Source organism: Labrys sedimenti (assembly GCF_034424805.1).
Lineage (GTDB): Bacteria > Pseudomonadota > Alphaproteobacteria > Rhizobiales > Labraceae > Labrys > Labrys sedimenti.
In genome coordinates, this window is record NZ_JAXOUF010000002.1 from 128,005 (window position 1) to 142,840 (window position 14,836).

General features: G+C 63.9%; 14 protein-coding genes. 7 read left to right on the forward strand and 7 right to left on the reverse strand.

What is annotated here, in order from left to right; all coding sequences use genetic code 11:
* Window positions 1-92 precede the first annotated feature (92 nt).
* The 3 genes from U1R88_RS07005 to U1R88_RS07015 form a co-directional block, all read right to left on the reverse strand.
* Window positions 93-2,366 carry a trimethylamine N-oxide demethylase gene (locus U1R88_RS07005; RefSeq protein WP_322430617.1) on the reverse strand — a complete coding sequence of 758 codons (2,274 nt, stop codon included), beginning with the start codon at window positions 2,364-2,366 and terminating at the stop codon, window positions 93-95.
* A gap of 65 nt (window positions 2,367-2,431) precedes the next feature.
* The gene (locus U1R88_RS07010; protein ID WP_322430618.1) at window positions 2,432-2,968 is read right to left on the reverse strand and encodes a flavin reductase family protein; all 537 of its coding nucleotides are present in this window, start codon (window positions 2,966-2,968) and stop codon (window positions 2,432-2,434) included.
* Between the two features lie 161 nt (window positions 2,969-3,129).
* The gene (locus U1R88_RS07015; protein ID WP_322430619.1) at window positions 3,130-4,542 is read right to left on the reverse strand and encodes an acyl-CoA dehydrogenase family protein; all 1,413 of its coding nucleotides are present in this window, start codon (window positions 4,540-4,542) and stop codon (window positions 3,130-3,132) included.
* A 352-nt stretch (window positions 4,543-4,894) separates the two neighbouring features.
* Here U1R88_RS07015 and U1R88_RS07020 point away from each other — a divergent pair, with 352 nt between their 5' ends.
* Complete coding sequence (locus U1R88_RS07020; RefSeq protein ID WP_068287898.1) at window positions 4,895-6,607, forward strand: trimethylamine N-oxide permease; 1,713 nt, start codon at window positions 4,895-4,897, stop codon at window positions 6,605-6,607.
* Between the two features lie 61 nt (window positions 6,608-6,668).
* Here U1R88_RS07020 and U1R88_RS07025 read toward each other — a convergent pair whose 3' ends face one another.
* A complete protein-coding gene (locus tag U1R88_RS07025) occupies window positions 6,669-7,301 on the reverse strand; it encodes a TetR/AcrR family transcriptional regulator (RefSeq protein WP_425545392.1) in 633 nt (210 codons plus the stop codon).
* Window positions 7,302-7,367: 66 nt separating this feature from the next.
* Here U1R88_RS07025 and U1R88_RS07030 point away from each other — a divergent pair, with 66 nt between their 5' ends.
* Together U1R88_RS07030 and U1R88_RS07035 are read left to right on the forward strand one after the other, a co-directional pair.
* A complete protein-coding gene (locus U1R88_RS07030) occupies window positions 7,368-8,546 on the forward strand; it encodes a serine hydrolase domain-containing protein (RefSeq protein ID WP_322430620.1) in 1,179 nt (392 codons plus the stop codon).
* An 85-nt stretch (window positions 8,547-8,631) separates the two neighbouring features.
* Window positions 8,632-9,930 carry a hypothetical protein gene (locus U1R88_RS07035; RefSeq protein WP_322430621.1) on the forward strand — a complete coding sequence of 433 codons (1,299 nt, stop codon included), beginning with the start codon at window positions 8,632-8,634 and terminating at the stop codon, window positions 9,928-9,930.
* A gap of 25 nt (window positions 9,931-9,955) precedes the next feature.
* On the opposite strand, the gene gcvA is transcribed toward U1R88_RS07035, so the two are convergent.
* Window positions 9,956-10,870 (reverse strand): transcriptional regulator GcvA, encoded by a 915-nt coding sequence (gene gcvA, locus U1R88_RS07040; RefSeq protein ID WP_322430622.1) that lies wholly within the window; start codon window positions 10,868-10,870, stop codon window positions 9,956-9,958.
* 124 nt (window positions 10,871-10,994) lie between these two features.
* Here gcvA and U1R88_RS07045 point away from each other — a divergent pair, with 124 nt between their 5' ends.
* Both U1R88_RS07045 and U1R88_RS07050 read left to right on the forward strand, forming a co-directional pair.
* Window positions 10,995-11,603 (forward strand): LysE family translocator, encoded by a 609-nt coding sequence (locus U1R88_RS07045; protein ID WP_322430623.1) that lies wholly within the window; start codon window positions 10,995-10,997, stop codon window positions 11,601-11,603.
* Window positions 11,604-11,738: 135 nt separating this feature from the next.
* On the forward strand, window positions 11,739-11,972 hold the full coding sequence (locus tag U1R88_RS07050) for a tautomerase family protein (RefSeq protein ID WP_322430624.1): 234 nt from the start codon (window positions 11,739-11,741) through the stop codon (window positions 11,970-11,972).
* A gap of 18 nt (window positions 11,973-11,990) precedes the next feature.
* On the opposite strand, the gene U1R88_RS07055 is transcribed toward U1R88_RS07050, so the two are convergent.
* Window positions 11,991-13,424, reverse strand: coding sequence for a DEAD/DEAH box helicase family protein (locus tag U1R88_RS07055; protein WP_322430625.1), 1,434 nt, complete (start codon window positions 13,422-13,424; stop codon window positions 11,991-11,993).
* On the reverse strand, window positions 13,421-13,663 hold the full coding sequence (locus U1R88_RS07060) for a DUF3297 family protein (RefSeq protein ID WP_068287914.1): 243 nt from the start codon (window positions 13,661-13,663) through the stop codon (window positions 13,421-13,423). Before U1R88_RS07060 ends, U1R88_RS07055 begins: the two co-directional genes overlap by 4 nt.
* A 252-nt stretch (window positions 13,664-13,915) precedes the next feature.
* Here U1R88_RS07060 and U1R88_RS07065 point away from each other — a divergent pair, with 252 nt between their 5' ends.
* On the forward strand, window positions 13,916-14,113 hold the full coding sequence (locus U1R88_RS07065; RefSeq protein WP_068287917.1) for a hypothetical protein: 198 nt from the start codon (window positions 13,916-13,918) through the stop codon (window positions 14,111-14,113).
* A gap of 243 nt (window positions 14,114-14,356) precedes the next feature.
* Window positions 14,357-14,533 (forward strand): hypothetical protein, encoded by a 177-nt coding sequence (locus tag U1R88_RS07070; protein WP_202908468.1) that lies wholly within the window; start codon window positions 14,357-14,359, stop codon window positions 14,531-14,533.
* Window positions 14,534-14,836: the final 303 nt, after the last annotated feature.

Here is a 14,836-nt window from a genome sequence, read left to right on the forward strand (position 1 = left end):
ACGGGACCGTCTGATTTTGTGGTGCCTTCTTGTCTTCGCGGTCCCGGATCTTCGTCGCGTCACGTTGTGTCGCTCCTCGTCCGGGATGACCGTTACATCCTCACCCTCGTCTTGTCGGGGTCGTAATGGGCAAAGCGCACGACCTTGGCCTTGAGGCGCTTCTGGTGGCCGTCGAGCTTGCCGATCTCGAGTTCGGTGCCGATCTCGGCCGAGCCGATGTCGACGCGGGCGAGGGCGATGGTCGCGTCGAGGATCGGCGAGCGCATGCCTGAAGTGACCACGCCGATGCGGGCGCGCCCGGCATAGACATGGTCGCCGTGATGGGCGGTCTCGCGTCCCTCGATCTCCAGGCCGACGAGCCTGCGCTGCGGCTCGGCCTTGCGCTTGACCAGGGCCTCCTTGCCGACGAAGTCACCCTTCTTGGAGACCAGCGGCACGGTGAAGGCGATGCCGGCCTCGAACGGATCGGTCTCGTCGGAGAACTCGTAATGGGCGAAGATCAGCCCGGCCTCGATCCGCAGCATGTCGAGCGCTTCGAGCCCCATGGGCACCACGCCGAGCGGCTTGCCGGCCTTGAAGACGGCATCCCACACCGCCTCGCCATCGCGGGGATGGCAGAAGATCTCGTAGCCGAGCTCGCCGGTATAGCCGGTGCGCGAGACCACGACGGCCGGGCCCTGGGCATGGCCGAGGCGACCGACGGTGGAGCGGAACACGCCGATCTCGTTGGCAGCCGGCTGGGCCGGCGGGGTCCAGATGATCTTGGCGATGAGATCGCGGCTTTTTGGGCCCTGCACGGCGAGATTGTGCAACTGGTCGGTCGACGAGCGGATCCAGACCTTGAAGCCCTTCTGCTCGGCGAGCTGGCGCAGATGCACGCCGACATAGGGATCGCCGCAGACGAGGCGGAACTGTTGTGGTCCCAAGCGGAAGACGGTGCCGTCGTCCAGCATGCCGCCATGCGGGTAGCAGATGGCGGTGTAGACGACCTGGCCGACCGAAAGCTTGGTGATGTCGCGCGTCACGGCGTAGTCGAGCAGTGCCTCGGCATCGGGGCCGAGCACCTCGAATTTGCGCAGGGCGGAGAGGTCGATCACTGCCACCTTTTCGCGGCAGGCCCAATATTCGGCCACTGCGCCGTCGGCAAGGAAGGAGTTGGCGAGCCAATAGCCGCGATATTCGACCATGCGGCGCGAAAGGGGAGCGACCTTCGAATGGAACGCCGTCTCCTTGGTGAAGACCGGAGGGGAATCGGGTGTCATGCGCGTAGCGATCGCCTTGGGGAATTCGTGATGTGCGTCATAGACGCGGACCTGGATGTCTGTGGGGTTCCAGCCATTGGCCGGGTCGATGTCGTCGGCACAGGAGGAGGCCGCGCAGGTGAGGTCGATCAGGGCGCGCATGAGCACATAGTCGCCGGGGCGCGACCAGGGCTCGTCGGCGCTGATGGTGCCGTCATGGTTGACCTGCGTGTTGAAGAAGAAATTGATCGCCGGCCAGCCGGGTCGGGGGGCAATGCCGTCCTGCGCCAGCACCCTGTTGAAGTTCTCCGAGCAGGAATCATGGCCCGGATAGCCCATGTCGTCGTAATATTTCATGGTGCAGGCGAGGCCGAAGGTGTCGTGCCGCCCGCAGGTATCCTGCACCACCTCGACCGTGGCGCGCATGCGCTGGTCGAAGAATTTCGAGAACAGGCCGGGACCTGGATAGGCGCGGCCCATCAGGGTGCGGGTGGCGGTGGCGTCGAGGCCGCATTCGATGCCCTGCTTGAGCAGTTCTGAGTCGAAAGCCAGGAAATCCGAGCATTGGCGCCCGTCAATGTCCATGATCTGGATATATTGGCCGGCCTTGACCTCGAAACGCTCGGCGGTGGCGGCCTTCACCCGGAAGTCCTGGACCGGTGTGGCGAGAGGGGCGGCGGGTTGGCTCTGCGGTGCCCGGTTCGCGGTTTCGTCGCTGCGGGCGATCTCCAGATGGAAATCGGTGGCCGGTACCACCGCATCCGCCGTCGAATCGCCGGCCGGCACGATGAGCACGCAGGTCATGTCGCGCTCGGCCGCCAGCGAAAGGGCCTCGCCCGCCGGAGCGTCGGGCCCCGAGATCAGGATGCCGCTGGCGCTGGCAAGGTCGTGGCCGGCGAGCTGGTGATGGGTGGCCGCGGCATTCTCATTGGCGGCGATCAGGCTCGCCAGCGCATCGCGCGGGGCGGCAGGATGGCCCGATGGCAGGCTCTCCTGCGCCGCGAAGGCATAGAGCAGGGCGTTCTGGCCGCCCTCCAGATCGGTCAGGCGCAGACGATCGCCCTTGCCGAGGGCGAAGACCTGGCTCGATCCGCCGGCGACGCGAAGCATTTCGGCTTCAGGCATGGCAAACCACTCCTACAGGCAAGCGAACGGGCAGGACGAGCCCGGATGATTGGTGATATGCAGTGCTACTCGGCTTCCTCGCCCAGCACCCGGTAGCGGCCGCCGAAGAAGAGCAGCGGCTCGCCCTCGACATTGTGCTCCATGTCGACCACCCGGCCGACGATGATGCGATGGTCGCCGCCCTCGTACTGGGCATGGTGCAGGCAGTCGAAGGCCGCCATGGTGTCCGGCAGGATCGGCGCTCCGAAGCGCCCAGCCGTGTAGGCCACATTCGCCCATTTGTCCTGGCTCTGCCGCGCAAAGCGGGCCGAAAGGGCGCGTTGTTCCTTGCGCAAGACGTTCACGCAGAACCCTGGGGCTTCCAGGAAGGCCGACAGGCTGCGTGCCGTGTTGGCGATGGAGAACAATACCAGCGGCGGATCGAGCGAGACCGAGGAAAAGGAATTGGCGGTGATGCCGATCAGCCCGGCGGTCGGATGGGCGGCGGTCACCACGGTGACGCCGGTGGCAAACAGTCCGAGCGCCCCGCGAAAGCGCAGGGGATCGATGAATTCCGGGACGATATCCGCTTTCGCCGGCTTTGTTGCAGAACCCTGGACCATCTTGCCTCATACCCTTACCGACGTCGGTGCTTGCGCTCCGACACCGGTATACCCCGGATTCGTTCGAATCCGGGAGGCGGCCGGAAACCATTGCCGCCTCGTCGGGGCGGAAACCGAAATGGACCGCATTTCCTGCCGGGGATTGCGTTTCCAGCCGCATCTTACGCCGTCTTCCGAATGGCAGGGGGATTGATTTCCGCCAGAAGCCGCTCGGCCAGAGCGCGCTTGGCGTCCACATCCATCTTCTTGATCTCGTTGTTGAGAACGCGCTCGTTGATCGAGGTGTTCCAATAGTCGACTGCCTCGAAGCCCAGCAGCGAGGTCTTGCCCACGAACTGGCGCAGCACCTCGTTGGTGGGGCCCATCACCCAGCCAGCCTTGGCGTCGCGCAGATAGCGCTCGATCTGCAGCTCGGGCTTGTAGCCGGTGCCGCCGCAGGCATGCAGCATCTTGTCCGAGACGGCGGCGACGTTCTTGGCGGCAGCGAATTTCAGCTGCCAGAGCCAGTGCAGCAGGCCTGCGCGCGGCAGGAAGGAGACATCGTTCTTGTGGATCGACCAGTCATTGTTGCCGGTGGCGTCGTCGAGCGCCTTGGCGATGAGGAAATCCATCGAGCGCACCACATTGGTGTCGATGATCGCTTCGCCGACGTAATCCTGGATGGTGGCGTAGTCGGCCACCCGCATGCCGACATCCTTGTGGGTCTTCTTGGTGGTATGCGCTTTGGCGATGTCGATCATGCCCATGGCGATGCCGCTCCAGCAGGCCGAGGAGCACAGCAGGAAGAAGGGATCGACCACCTCGTCATTGGAGCGGGCGCCGTCTCCGACCGGGCCGACCAGGCGGTTGCGCGGTACCACCTTGTTGACTTCCAGCGGGCCGGACTGGTTGCCGCGCAGGCCAAGGCCGTTCCAGCTGCCGGGATCGCTGGTGATCTCGTCGCCGAGGATGAGGAAGCAGGAGAGGTCGGCGTAGTTGCCGTTGAAGTTGGGAGAGGTCGTCTGCACGATATACCAGTCGGCGAAGCCGCCCGAGGTGGTCCAGGACGCCTTCTTGCGGACGTGCCAGCCTTCCTTGGTTTCCTCGACGCCCGAGGAGATCGGATACCAGAAATGCGATCCGGTCTCCGGATCGGAATAGGACAGGGTGCCGATCAGGCAGTCCTTGTCGAGACGGCGCAGGATGTCTTTCAGCGCCGCATTGTCGTGATGGCGCAGCAGGGCCGCCGCCACGGCGCCAGTGTGCATGGTGTAGCACATGGCGGTGGAGGCACAGCCATAGCGGGCGATGGTCTCCACCACCATGGCGACGCAGATGTGATTCTCGCCCTGGCCTCCGAGCTCCTTGGGCACGATCAGGCCCAGGAAACCGTGCTCGGCCAGGATCTGGAAATTCTTGCGCGGATAGGCGCGATTCCTGTCGCTCTCGACGGCGTTGGCGCGCATCTCCGTCTGGCACAGCTCGATGAGCTTGGCCTGCAATGCCTTCTGGCGGTCGGTCAGCATCCATTGCGGATCCCACTCGAAACCGAGGCCCCAGAACGGCTCATTCCCCCACATCTTGCGTGACGACATACGGGCATCCTTCGAATGGTTCGTCCCGCGCATTTTGCCTGCCCGGTGACGCCTGAAGTTTCCAGAGAAGAAACAAGTTTGTCCAGCAGGAAATTTTATCAGCCCGAATTCTTTTTGCTCGGTGGCGGTTGGAGGCCTCCAATCAGATTGCTGTCGTGCTCAAAAAATAGGCAGAAAATCCGTTATTTCCCGGGGAATCGCAGAAAACTAAGGGTTGACGCTTCCTCAGAGTGTGTCAATCTTCACTCGCAGTAAAAAAGAGAGACGGTGGGTGAAGACGAGAGCCGTCGTGGAACTCTCGCAGCCAGCACCGCCCCAGCATCCAGTGCAGTCGATCAGACCGGGGAACACAATGACGGCGACAACTGACGCAAATACGAGCGCAGGGGGCGAGAGCCAACTGCTGCGCCATATCGATTGGCGAGGAGCCTTCTGGGTGGCAAGCGGCGTGCCGCCGCTCGTGCTGTTCTCGATCGGCGGCATTGCCGGCACCACCGGCACGCCGGCCTTCCTGATCTGGACGGCCTCCATGATCATGGGCTTCATCCAGTCCTTTACCTATGCCGAAATCGCCGGCCTGTTTCCCAACAAGTCGGGCGGTTCCTCCGTCTATGGCGCCACGGCCTGGCTGCGTTACTCCAAGTTCATCGCGCCCCTGTCGGTATGGTGCAACTGGTTCGCCTGGTCACCCGTGCTGTCGCTCGGCTGCTCCATTGCCGCTGGCTACATTCTCAATGCCCTCTTTCCGATTCCCGTCTTCACGGACAGTTCACCCGAAGTCCTGGCCTATATCGCCGCTCATGCCGGCACGGCCCCGGCTGACGCCATCACGGCGGTGACGGCGGCGGCGACGCCTGCGATCCGGACCTGGACGCTGTTCAGCCACACCTTCCCGCTCTTCGGCTTCTCGCTCAATTCGGTCTTCTTCATCGGCGCCGCGCTGATGCTCCTGACCTTCGCGATCCAGCATCGCGGCATCCTCGGCACCGCCAATACCCAGAAGATCATCGGCCTGATTGTCATCATCCCGATGCTGATCGTCGGCATCGTGCCGATCATCACCGGCCAGATCAACTGGGCGAACTATTCGCCGCTGGTACCGCTCGCCACCGCCTATGCGCCGGCGCCCGGCAGCTGGAACGTCGCGGGCTGGACCCTGGTGCTCGGCGGCATGTTCATCGCCGCCTGGTCGACCTATGGCTTCGAGACCGCGGTCTGCTACACCAGCGAATTCAAGGATCCCGGCCGGGATACCTTCAAGGCCATCTTCTATTCCGGCCTTTTGTGCATGCTGCTCTTCATCCTGGTGCCCTTCACCTTCCAGGGCGTGCTCGGATTGAACGGCATGCTGGCGACTCCCATCGTGGACGGTTCGGGCGTGGCGGCGGCGATGGCCGACATGGTGCATGGCGGCGCCATCATCAGCCAATTGCTGGTCATGCTGATGATCCTGGCGCTGATCCTGGCCATCATGACCGCGATGGCCGGTTCCTCCCGCACGCTCTACCAGGGCTCGGTGGATGGCTGGCTGCCCAAATATCTGAGCCATGTGAACTCGCATGGCGCCCCGACGCGGGCGATGTGGACCGACCTCATATTCAACCTCATGCTGCTCGCCATCGCTGCGGCCGATGCCACCAGCTTCTTCTTCATCCTGGCCGTGTCGAATTGCGGCTACATCATCTTCAACTTCCTCAACCTCAATGCCGGCTGGATCCACCGGATGGACAATGGCCACATCAACAGGCCCTGGAAGGCGCCGACCTTCGTCATCGCGATCGGTGCCATCTTCGCCTATGTGAACGCCATGTTCATGGGCGCAGGTGCGAAGGTCTGGAACCCATTGGCATTGTGGGCGGGCTTGTGCACCGCCGCCCTCATCATCCCGGTGTTCTGCTATCGGCATTACATTCAGGATGGCGGCAAGTTCCCCGAGCACATGCTCGACGATCTCGGCCTCAGATCCGTCGACCTCCAGCAGAAGAAGGCGGGCATCCTGCCTTATCTCACCCTCGTGGCCGGCTTGGCCGTGGTGCTGCTGGCGAACTGGTACTTCGTCCTCTGACAAGGCCATACGGCCTCGACGACGAACGGGGCGCTTCGGCGCCCCGTTTTGTTTGAGCCGATCAGGCTCGATACCGTTCGAGCTGCGCGATGCCGAGCCGCGCGATGCCCGCGAGTTCTTCGCCGCTGGCGCCGTCCTGCGCCTGCACCGACATGCCCTGCACCAGGGCGCCGAGGAAGCGGGCGAGAGCTGCGGTGTCCGTGTCCGGCTTGAGATTTCCTTCCTTCACGCCGCGCTCCAGCCGTTCCCGGAACATGGCGAGCGCGCCCAGGCGCAGCGAAGAGACATGCTCGGCCACCGGCCTGTTCTCGCTGGCGCAGCGCAGCACGGCGGTGGAGATCATGCAGCCTCGAGGGTGTTCCTTGCGGGCATATTGGTCGGCCCAGGCGAGCAATATGCGCTCGAAGGCTCGGACCACATCCACCTCCTGTGCCAATATCTGCGGTCCGAAAGCACCGACATGGCCGCGATACCAGATCAGGGCCTCCCTATGCAGTTCGGCCTTGGAGCCGAAGGCGGCATAGAGGCTCTGCGGCGTGATGCCCATCGCCTCGGTGAGATCGGTGATCGACGCCCCCTCATAGCCGAGGGCCCAGAAGGTATGAGCGGCGGCGGCAAGCGCCTCTTCGCGATCAAAGCTGCGGGGACGGCCGCGGGGGCGTTTTTCAGCTTCATTATTTTTCACAATGTTCACTCTAGAAATATCCGAAGGCTTGCTGTATTCAGGAATGACCATTGTGATAATAGTGGATGCCTGCTCATGAGTCTTCAGCCAAATGTCGCAGCCCTTTCCGTCGATCCGTTCCTCGCCCGACTGGATGGCGTGATCGACCGGGCACTGGCCGAAAAGCGTATCGTCGGTACGGTCGTGCTCGTCGCCAGAGACGGCGATCGTGTCTATGAGCGCGCAGCCGGCCTGGCGGATCGCGAGGCCAGGCGGGGGATGGCGTCAGATACCATTTTCCTGCTCGCCTCGATCACCAAGCCCTTCGTCACGGTGGCGGCCATGCGCCTGGTCGAGCAGGGCGTGATTGGCCTCGACGATCCCGTGTCGCGCTGGCTGCCCGGTTTCCGCCCCCGCATGGCCGACGGGATCGAGCCGGTGATTCGCCTGCGGCATCTCATGAGCCACAGTGCCGGCCTGAGCTATGGCTTCCTCGAGCCGCAGGGCACGCCCTATCACCAGCTCGGCGTCTCCGACGGGCTCGACCATCATCCCGGCCTGACGCTGTCGGAGAATTTACGGCGTCTGGCTTTAGCGCCGCTCGCCTTCGAGCCCGGTGCCGCCTGGCGCTATTCGCTGGGCATGGACGTGATCGGTGCCGTGCTGGAGCAGGCGAGCGGGGAGAGCCTGCCGTCCCTGGTGCGCCGCCTGGTCACGCAGCCACTCGGCCTTGCCGATACCGGCTTCGCGGTGACGGACAGGTCCCGCCTGGCGACAGCCTATGCCGACGGCGACCCCGAGCCGCGATTGATCGAGGACGGCATGGACGTGCCGCTCTGGGATCAGGCGGTGCACTTCGCGCCGAGCCGGATCTTCGATCCTGAGGCCTATCCGTCAGGGGGAGCCGGCATGGCGGGGACGGCCGGCGAGGTTCTCGCCCTCCTGGAGGCGATCCGGCGGGACGGCGCTCCGCTGCTTCAGGCCGAGACGGTGCGCATGATGATGACGGACCAGATCGGCAGCGAAGCGCAGGGGCCGGGCTGGCGCTTCGGGCTCGGCTGGGCGGTGCTCGACGATCCCGGCTTGGCGCTGTCGCCCCAGACCAAGGGCACGATCCGCTGGGGTGGCGCCTATGGCCACAACTGGTTCATCGACAAGGAGAGTGGGCTCAGCGTCGTCGTCCTGACCAATACGGCCTTTGAAGGCATGTCCGGCGCGTTCTCGCTGGATGTCCGCGACGCGATCTATGGCGTCGAGCCTGCTCCAGCGCGGTAGCGGACACTGTAGGCGAATATGTGCATCCAGCCTTATATTCGCTTTGGGGCAGGGGATTCTCGCCTCGCAGGAGTTTGGGGCTGGCATGGGCAGTGAAACGACCCGTCCACCGGATCCGGTGGACAGGATCCATATTTTCCTGTCGCGGGAGGACGACGCCGAGCAGGACCGGGCAATCGGGGATTTTCGCGATTTCATTCGCAAGAGCATAAATGCCGCCGATCCCGTGCTCGAGATCGGGCCGAGCTACAATCCGGTGCTGCCGAAGGCGCGCGGCTTCAACGTCGAGACCGTCGACCACGCCGATCAGGAAACGTTGCGGCGCCTCTATGCGCCGCATGACGTCGATATCGCAGCGATCGAGCCGGTCGATCACGTGTGGACTGGCGGCCCGATTTCAGCCCTCGCCGGGCAGGGGCGATTCGAGTTGGTCTTTGCCTCCCATGTGGTGGAACACACCACCAATCTCGCCGGCTTTCTCGCCGATGGCCTGACCATGCTTTCCCGCAGCGGCAGACTGGCCCTCATCATTCCGGACAAGCGGTATTGTTTCGACTTCTTTCAGCCGCCGACCGATGTTGCCAAGGTCATGTCGGACCATGCAGCAGAGCGGTCGCGTCATAGTTTCGAGGCTATCTATCGCTGGGGGAGCATGATCAATGTCCTTCGAGGTGACAGGAAGGAGATGGCCTGGAGCCAGGAATGGGTGAGGGATTTCACCTTCGCTGCCGCCTTCGACCGTAGCCGCTATTCCTCTGCCGAGGCGACGGCTGGCGCATCGGACTATGTCGACAGCCACGAATATTACCTCACGCCGGCGGGACTGGCTCTCATTCTCCTGGAATTGCGCCAGTACGGAATATTGGACGCAACCATTGAGACGCTCACGCGAGCGCGGGGATGCGAATTCCTGGTCGTGCTCAGGAAAGGCTGCGGCCAGGCGCTGTCGCAGGACGGCTATCAAGCCGTGCGCCGCCGCCTGCAATTGCAGCTTCTTCGCGAACAGGCCGAGGCCTGGTCGATGTTCGGGCCGCTGGTGAAAGAGGAGGAGGCCACGGCGCCGGCAATGCCGCCCGACATGGCGACCCTCCATGCCCGAAGCCGGCATTCAGCCTCCGGTCCCTTCACGGAGGGAGCCGCCGTCGATTGGGTCAGGCACCTGCCAAGTCTGGAGGCTCATGTCTCGGAATTGGAAGCCCGTATCCGCATGCTTGAGCCTCGGATCGCAGATCTCGATACTCAAATCGGGAATCTGGCAGGCGAGAATGAGCGTCTGCAACGCATGGTGTCGATCATGCGGGGCTCTGCCAGCTGGCGAATGACGAGGCCATTTCGCACCGTTGCCGCGCAGCTAAAGCGATTGAAGACGCAGCAAGATCGCTGAAGGGGCTGGATGACCACGATGCGATCTATGGCGCGGTGCCCTGAACCATGAGAGCGGCTGCGGTCGCCTTGGCTTCCGCCAGCAGCCAATTGCGGAAGCGGCCCACGTCCAGGCGCCCGGCGACGGTGCGGGGATAGACCAGCCAGTAGCTGTAGTCGTTCGGCAGGATAAGATCGACCGGGCGCACCAGGCGGCCTTGCCGCAAGGCGTGTTCGGCCAGGAACAGCTTGCCGAGCGCCATGCCCTGTCCCTCGGCGGCGGCCTGCAGCAGATGGCCATGGTCGTCGAAGGCATGGCCCGCCGCAAGGGCGGCTTCGGGCTGGCCGGCATGACGGAACCAGCGAGACCAGGCATCCTTGGGCGTGTCGTGCAGTAGATGGCTGGCAAGCAGGTCCGGCGGCGAGCAGGGAGAAGGCAGCCCTGCTGCGATCGCCGGACTGCAGACAGGGCTGAGCATCTCCTGGGCGATCAGGTCGGCCTTGAGGCCAGGCCAGCGGCCGAGGCCCGAACGAATGCCGAGATCGAAGCGGTCCTCGGTGAAGGCGGAGGTTTCGGGTGAACTCGTCAGCTTCAGCTCGATATCGGGATGCAGGGCGCGAAAGCGCCCGAGACGGGGCACCAGCCAGCAGGCAGCGAAGGAGGGCAGCACCGTGATGCGCAGGGGACCATCGCGGCGGCCGCGCACGGTCTCGGTCACAGCCGCCAGGCGATCGAGCACCTCGCCGACTTCGGCAAGATAGGTACGTCCGGCCCCGGTCAGCCGCAAGGCGTGGCCCGCGCGTTCGAACAGCCGGACGCCCAGCCAGGTCTCGAGCTGCCGCACCTGGTGGCTGATCGCCGTCTGGGTCACACATAATTCGTCGGCGGCCCGGGTGAAGCTGAGGTGCCGGGCACCCGCCTCGAAGGCGCGGACGGCCACCAGGGGTGGAAGGCGACGCATGCTCGATGAATCCAATTCATGGAAGGGCTGAAAATAGATCGTTTTGTCCGGCCCGGAAAGTGGTGTTTCCATTGCTCCGCCGCATCGGCTGTTGCCCGGCGCGACGTGTTGAAATGAGATCGTCATGCTTGTCTGGAATGTCTGGATTCTCTTCGTCGGCTATGCCGTGCCGCTGGTCGTCAGCCCAGGCCCGGGCAACACCGTGCTGACCGCCATGGGGGCCCAATATGGCGTGCGCGGTTCCGTGCGCTTCTGGGTGGGGTTCGAGATCGGCAATCTGGCGCTCTGCCTGATCTATGGCTTCGGTCTCGGCGAGGTCGTTCGTGCCCATCCCAGTTTCGCATTCGGGCTGAAACTGGTGGGAATAGTCTATCTGCTCTACCTGGCCTGGAGCTTCTTCCGGTCGGCGAGCCATGCTGCCCGTCCGGAGCAAAAGCGCCAGCCGCATCTCGGCCTGGTCGACGGCATCCTCTCCGTCGCCGTCAATCCCAAGATCCATTCGATGGTGCTGGCGATGTTCACACAGTTCCTGGATTCCGCCGCCGGTGTCACCGGCACCGTCGTCCAGCTCACGGCCGGCTTCGTGGTGATCTCCGTGCTTTGTCACTTTCTCTGGATCTATGCCGGGGCCAGTCTGCTCGGGCGTTTCCGCTCCGAGCGTGCCCAGCGGGCCCAGGGCTGGACGTTCGGCACCTGCATGCTGCTGGTCGCGGCCTTTACGGCGATCAATTGAGGTGGTGCGGTGGCGTGACCGTCCGCCCCCGAGAGGGCGCCTCGTAACTGGTCCTGGCTTGGCCGGCTCAACCGGTCTATGAGCGCTGCTGGAAGCGTGCCCATGTTCGCCGGGCACCGGAAAGCGGAGACAGCCATGCCCCACCTCATCGTGAAGATGCTGCCCGGCAGGACCGAGGACCAGAAGCGCAAGCTCGCCGACGCCCTGACCCAGGCGGTGATCGAGACCTTGAACAGCCAGGACAAGTCGATCTCGGTGTCGATCGAAGACATTGCGGAGAGTGAGTGGACGCAGAAGGTCTACATCCCCGACATCCAGGACAAGCCGGATCTTGTCTACAAGAAGCCAGGCTACGACCCGTTCGCCTGAAGGCGGACATATCGGGGCTCAGCGCGCTTCGGCGGCTTCTTCGATCACCCCGGCGATGGCGTCGAGCATGGCGGTGTCGTCGCCGGCCATGCCGTCCATGTCGGCCATGCGGCCGATCACCGTGGCAGCGATGTTTTCCTCCACCGTGTCCTCGGCATAGGCGTAGTAGATAACGGCGCGCTGGCCGTCGCGATGGCAGCGCCCCTCGATCTGCTGGAGCTGGATGGCGCTGTGGCGCATGTCGTGCACCACCAGCGAGCGCTCGCGTTCTCCGCCCGGCATTTCGCCGCGATGAAGGGAGATCGACTCGGTGACGGTGAACACCACGGCATCGAGTTCGCCGCGCTGGAAGGCGAGCCTGACAGCCTCGTTTCGCTCGCCGCTCTGGGTGCCGTTGATGGCATCGACGCGCCAGCCATGGCCCTGCAGTTTCTCGACCAGGAAGGCGCTGGTTTCGAGGAAGGCCACGGATATGGCCACCTGCTGGCCATTGTCCATCAGGTCGTCGGCGAAATCCGCGGTGCCGGCGATGCGCAGGAGGCTGCCTTTCTGGCGAAAGCGCAGATCGGCGGCCCAGCCCGCCGCCCGCCGGGTCGAGCCGCCTGCCAGGCCGAGTTCCCGGCGGAATTCACGCCAGGTCGCCTCATAGAGGCGCCGGTTCTCGGCATCGAGCGCAGTCGGGGTTACCTCGCGCTGCACTTCGGGCCAACCCGCGATCTCCTCGGGCCGGCGACGCAGGCCGATGGCATCCTCTCCCTTGTAGAGCAGGGAGGACATGGTGCGGCGGTCGTCCTCGTTCGGCTCCCAGGACCAGTTCTTCCAGCGCCCCTTGGCGCGCCCGATCCCGAGCCGCTTCATCAGTGCCCGGAAGCCGTCGAGATCGGCGCTCAGGCCCTCGCCCTTCCGCCTGTCGCCCTCTTGCACGAGCAGGCGGGCGAGATAGGAAAGTTCATGCGGCGCCTGCCCGGCGGTGGCGCTCATATAGAGGGTGAAATCGGCCGCTGCCGCCATCTGGCGGCAGACCAGCCCCTGCTGCGAATTGGGATTGCGGATGCGATGCGCTTCGTCGATCACCACCAGCGGCCAGGTGCGTTTCGGCGTGCCGAGCTTGGCGAGCTCGTTGTTCTTGGCCCGGGTCGAGCGCTTGGTGCTGGTAGCGGGCGGCGCCATCAGCGTCTTCGTGCGCTCGAAATTCATCACGGTGACCGCCTTGGCGGGCAGGCCTGCTTGCGCCATGGTCAGGCGCCATTGCGGGATGGCGCCCTTGGGGCAGATCACCAGGATCTCCTCCTCGGGCATGGCGCTCAGCGCCAGCCAGGCCGACAGTGTCTTGCCGAGGCCGGTCAGGTCACCCAGCAGAAAGCCCGGCCGCCCGGCGCGGCGGGCGGCGAGGATGGCCTCGCTCGCCTCGATCTGGTGCGGGCGGGGGACGAAGTGGGGTGCCGGGCTCACGCCTCGTCGCGGAAATAGGGCTCGACCGTGCCCTTGAGCTTGATGGTCAGGGGATTGCCGCGCCGATCCTTGGCATTACCGGCGGCGACCCGGATCCAGCCCTCGCTGACGCAATATTCCTCGACATTAGTCTTCTCGGCGCCGTTGAAGCGGATGCCGACGCCGCGCTCCATCAGCGCCTGGTCGAAAAAGGGGCTGTCGGGATTGGCGGCGAGGCGGTCGGGCGGGCTATCGGTCATCACGTCTCTCTCATGAAGATGTCAGACGCCGGATTAGCGCCCTAGGGCCGGAATGCCAACGCCTGATGTGAATTTTATGCCCATCGGGCGTGCCTTTCGCCGCAAGGACGTCCAGAGCGTTTTGCGATTTGGTGGAATCACCAAGAATCGCAAAGACGCGTCGAATTATAGAGCTAGAGCAAAGCAGCGTTTCCGTCTAAACGCGCTTTGCTCTAAGGAAAAGCCTGATCTAACGAAACAAGGAGTGGCGCGATGGATGATCGGCCCATGAAGAAGGCCCGTATGCTCGCCGAGATCGCCAGCATCCAGAAGCAGGCCAAGGTCCTGGCGGTGCAGAAGAACCGCGGCGCCCATTACGAGCGCCTGGCCCGCGAGGCGGAAGAGCGCGTCGCCAAGCTGCGGGAATCGATCGCGGCCATCGAGGCGGAGCTCGCCGCCGCCAAGCAGTGAGGCCAATGCCATTGTCGTGGCAGCCTGCCGCAAAGCGCGGCACGACCTGCCTGCGAAGATGTCAATTGGATTGCCGATTTGTGTCAGGAATGCAATATTGCATACGTGTTAAGCGAATTGGTTAAGAACTCGCCATAATTGACTCATTAGCCATGCGAGCTATGCAATTCGGCATTGCGACGATGTATGTTGCACCGCAACATGAGAAGATGGATACTCCCTGGCAACAAAGGAGTAGTCATCATGATCTTCGCAAGCATCATTGCTTATTTTAAGGACCGCATGGCCAAGCAGGCCGAGTTCCTGCGCCTGCTCGATGAGATCAACAGCCTGTCCGACCGCGATCTTCGTGATCTGCGCGCCGACCGCATGGAAATGATCCGTCACGCTCGCCAGCAGGTCTACGGTGTGGCTGCCTGAACTCTGCCAGCCGTCATCGGACGAATTTCGAACGCGCCGCCTTCTTCCCTGAAGGTGGCGCGTTCTGATTTGAGGGGGGGCGGTCTTCGCCGCTGGCGTTGACCTGAGTTCGCAGCCTTTTCGTCGCGGGCGGCGGATTGCGCCGGCGCCGGTCGAATGCTAGCATCCCGCCATGCGCATTTCGTCTTTCTCAGCAAGCTGGTGGTGGCCCGTCTAAGCACGGACGGCCACGCATGATCATTGCTCATCTGGCCGTCCCGGGAGGGGCGGCTTTTGATTTTTTGAAGATCAGCGCAGGAGCAC

Bases quoted from the DNA above. Each gene is read 5' to 3' on its own strand.
- U1R88_RS07005 (WP_322430617.1), bottom strand. From the start codon at position 2,366: ATGCCTGAAGCCGAAATGCTTCGCGTCGCCGGCGGATCGAGCCAGGTC.
- U1R88_RS07010 (WP_322430618.1), bottom strand. From the start codon at position 2,968: ATGGTCCAGGGTTCTGCAACAAAGCCGGCGAAAGCGGATATCGTCCCG.
- U1R88_RS07015 (WP_322430619.1), bottom strand. From the start codon at position 4,542: ATGTCGTCACGCAAGATGTGGGGGAATGAGCCGTTCTGGGGCCTCGGT.
- U1R88_RS07020 (WP_068287898.1), top strand. From the start codon at position 4,895: ATGACGGCGACAACTGACGCAAATACGAGCGCAGGGGGCGAGAGCCAA.
- U1R88_RS07030 (WP_322430620.1), top strand. From the start codon at position 7,368: ATGAGTCTTCAGCCAAATGTCGCAGCCCTTTCCGTCGATCCGTTCCTC.
- U1R88_RS07035 (WP_322430621.1), top strand. From the start codon at position 8,632: ATGGGCAGTGAAACGACCCGTCCACCGGATCCGGTGGACAGGATCCAT.
- gcvA (WP_322430622.1), bottom strand. From the start codon at position 10,870: ATGCGTCGCCTTCCACCCCTGGTGGCCGTCCGCGCCTTCGAGGCGGGT.
- U1R88_RS07045 (WP_322430623.1), top strand. From the start codon at position 10,995: ATGCTTGTCTGGAATGTCTGGATTCTCTTCGTCGGCTATGCCGTGCCG.
- U1R88_RS07050 (WP_322430624.1), top strand. From the start codon at position 11,739: ATGCCCCACCTCATCGTGAAGATGCTGCCCGGCAGGACCGAGGACCAG.
- U1R88_RS07060 (WP_068287914.1), bottom strand. From the start codon at position 13,663: ATGACCGATAGCCCGCCCGACCGCCTCGCCGCCAATCCCGACAGCCCC.
- U1R88_RS07065 (WP_068287917.1), top strand. From the start codon at position 13,916: ATGGATGATCGGCCCATGAAGAAGGCCCGTATGCTCGCCGAGATCGCC.
- U1R88_RS07070 (WP_202908468.1), top strand. From the start codon at position 14,357: ATGATCTTCGCAAGCATCATTGCTTATTTTAAGGACCGCATGGCCAAG.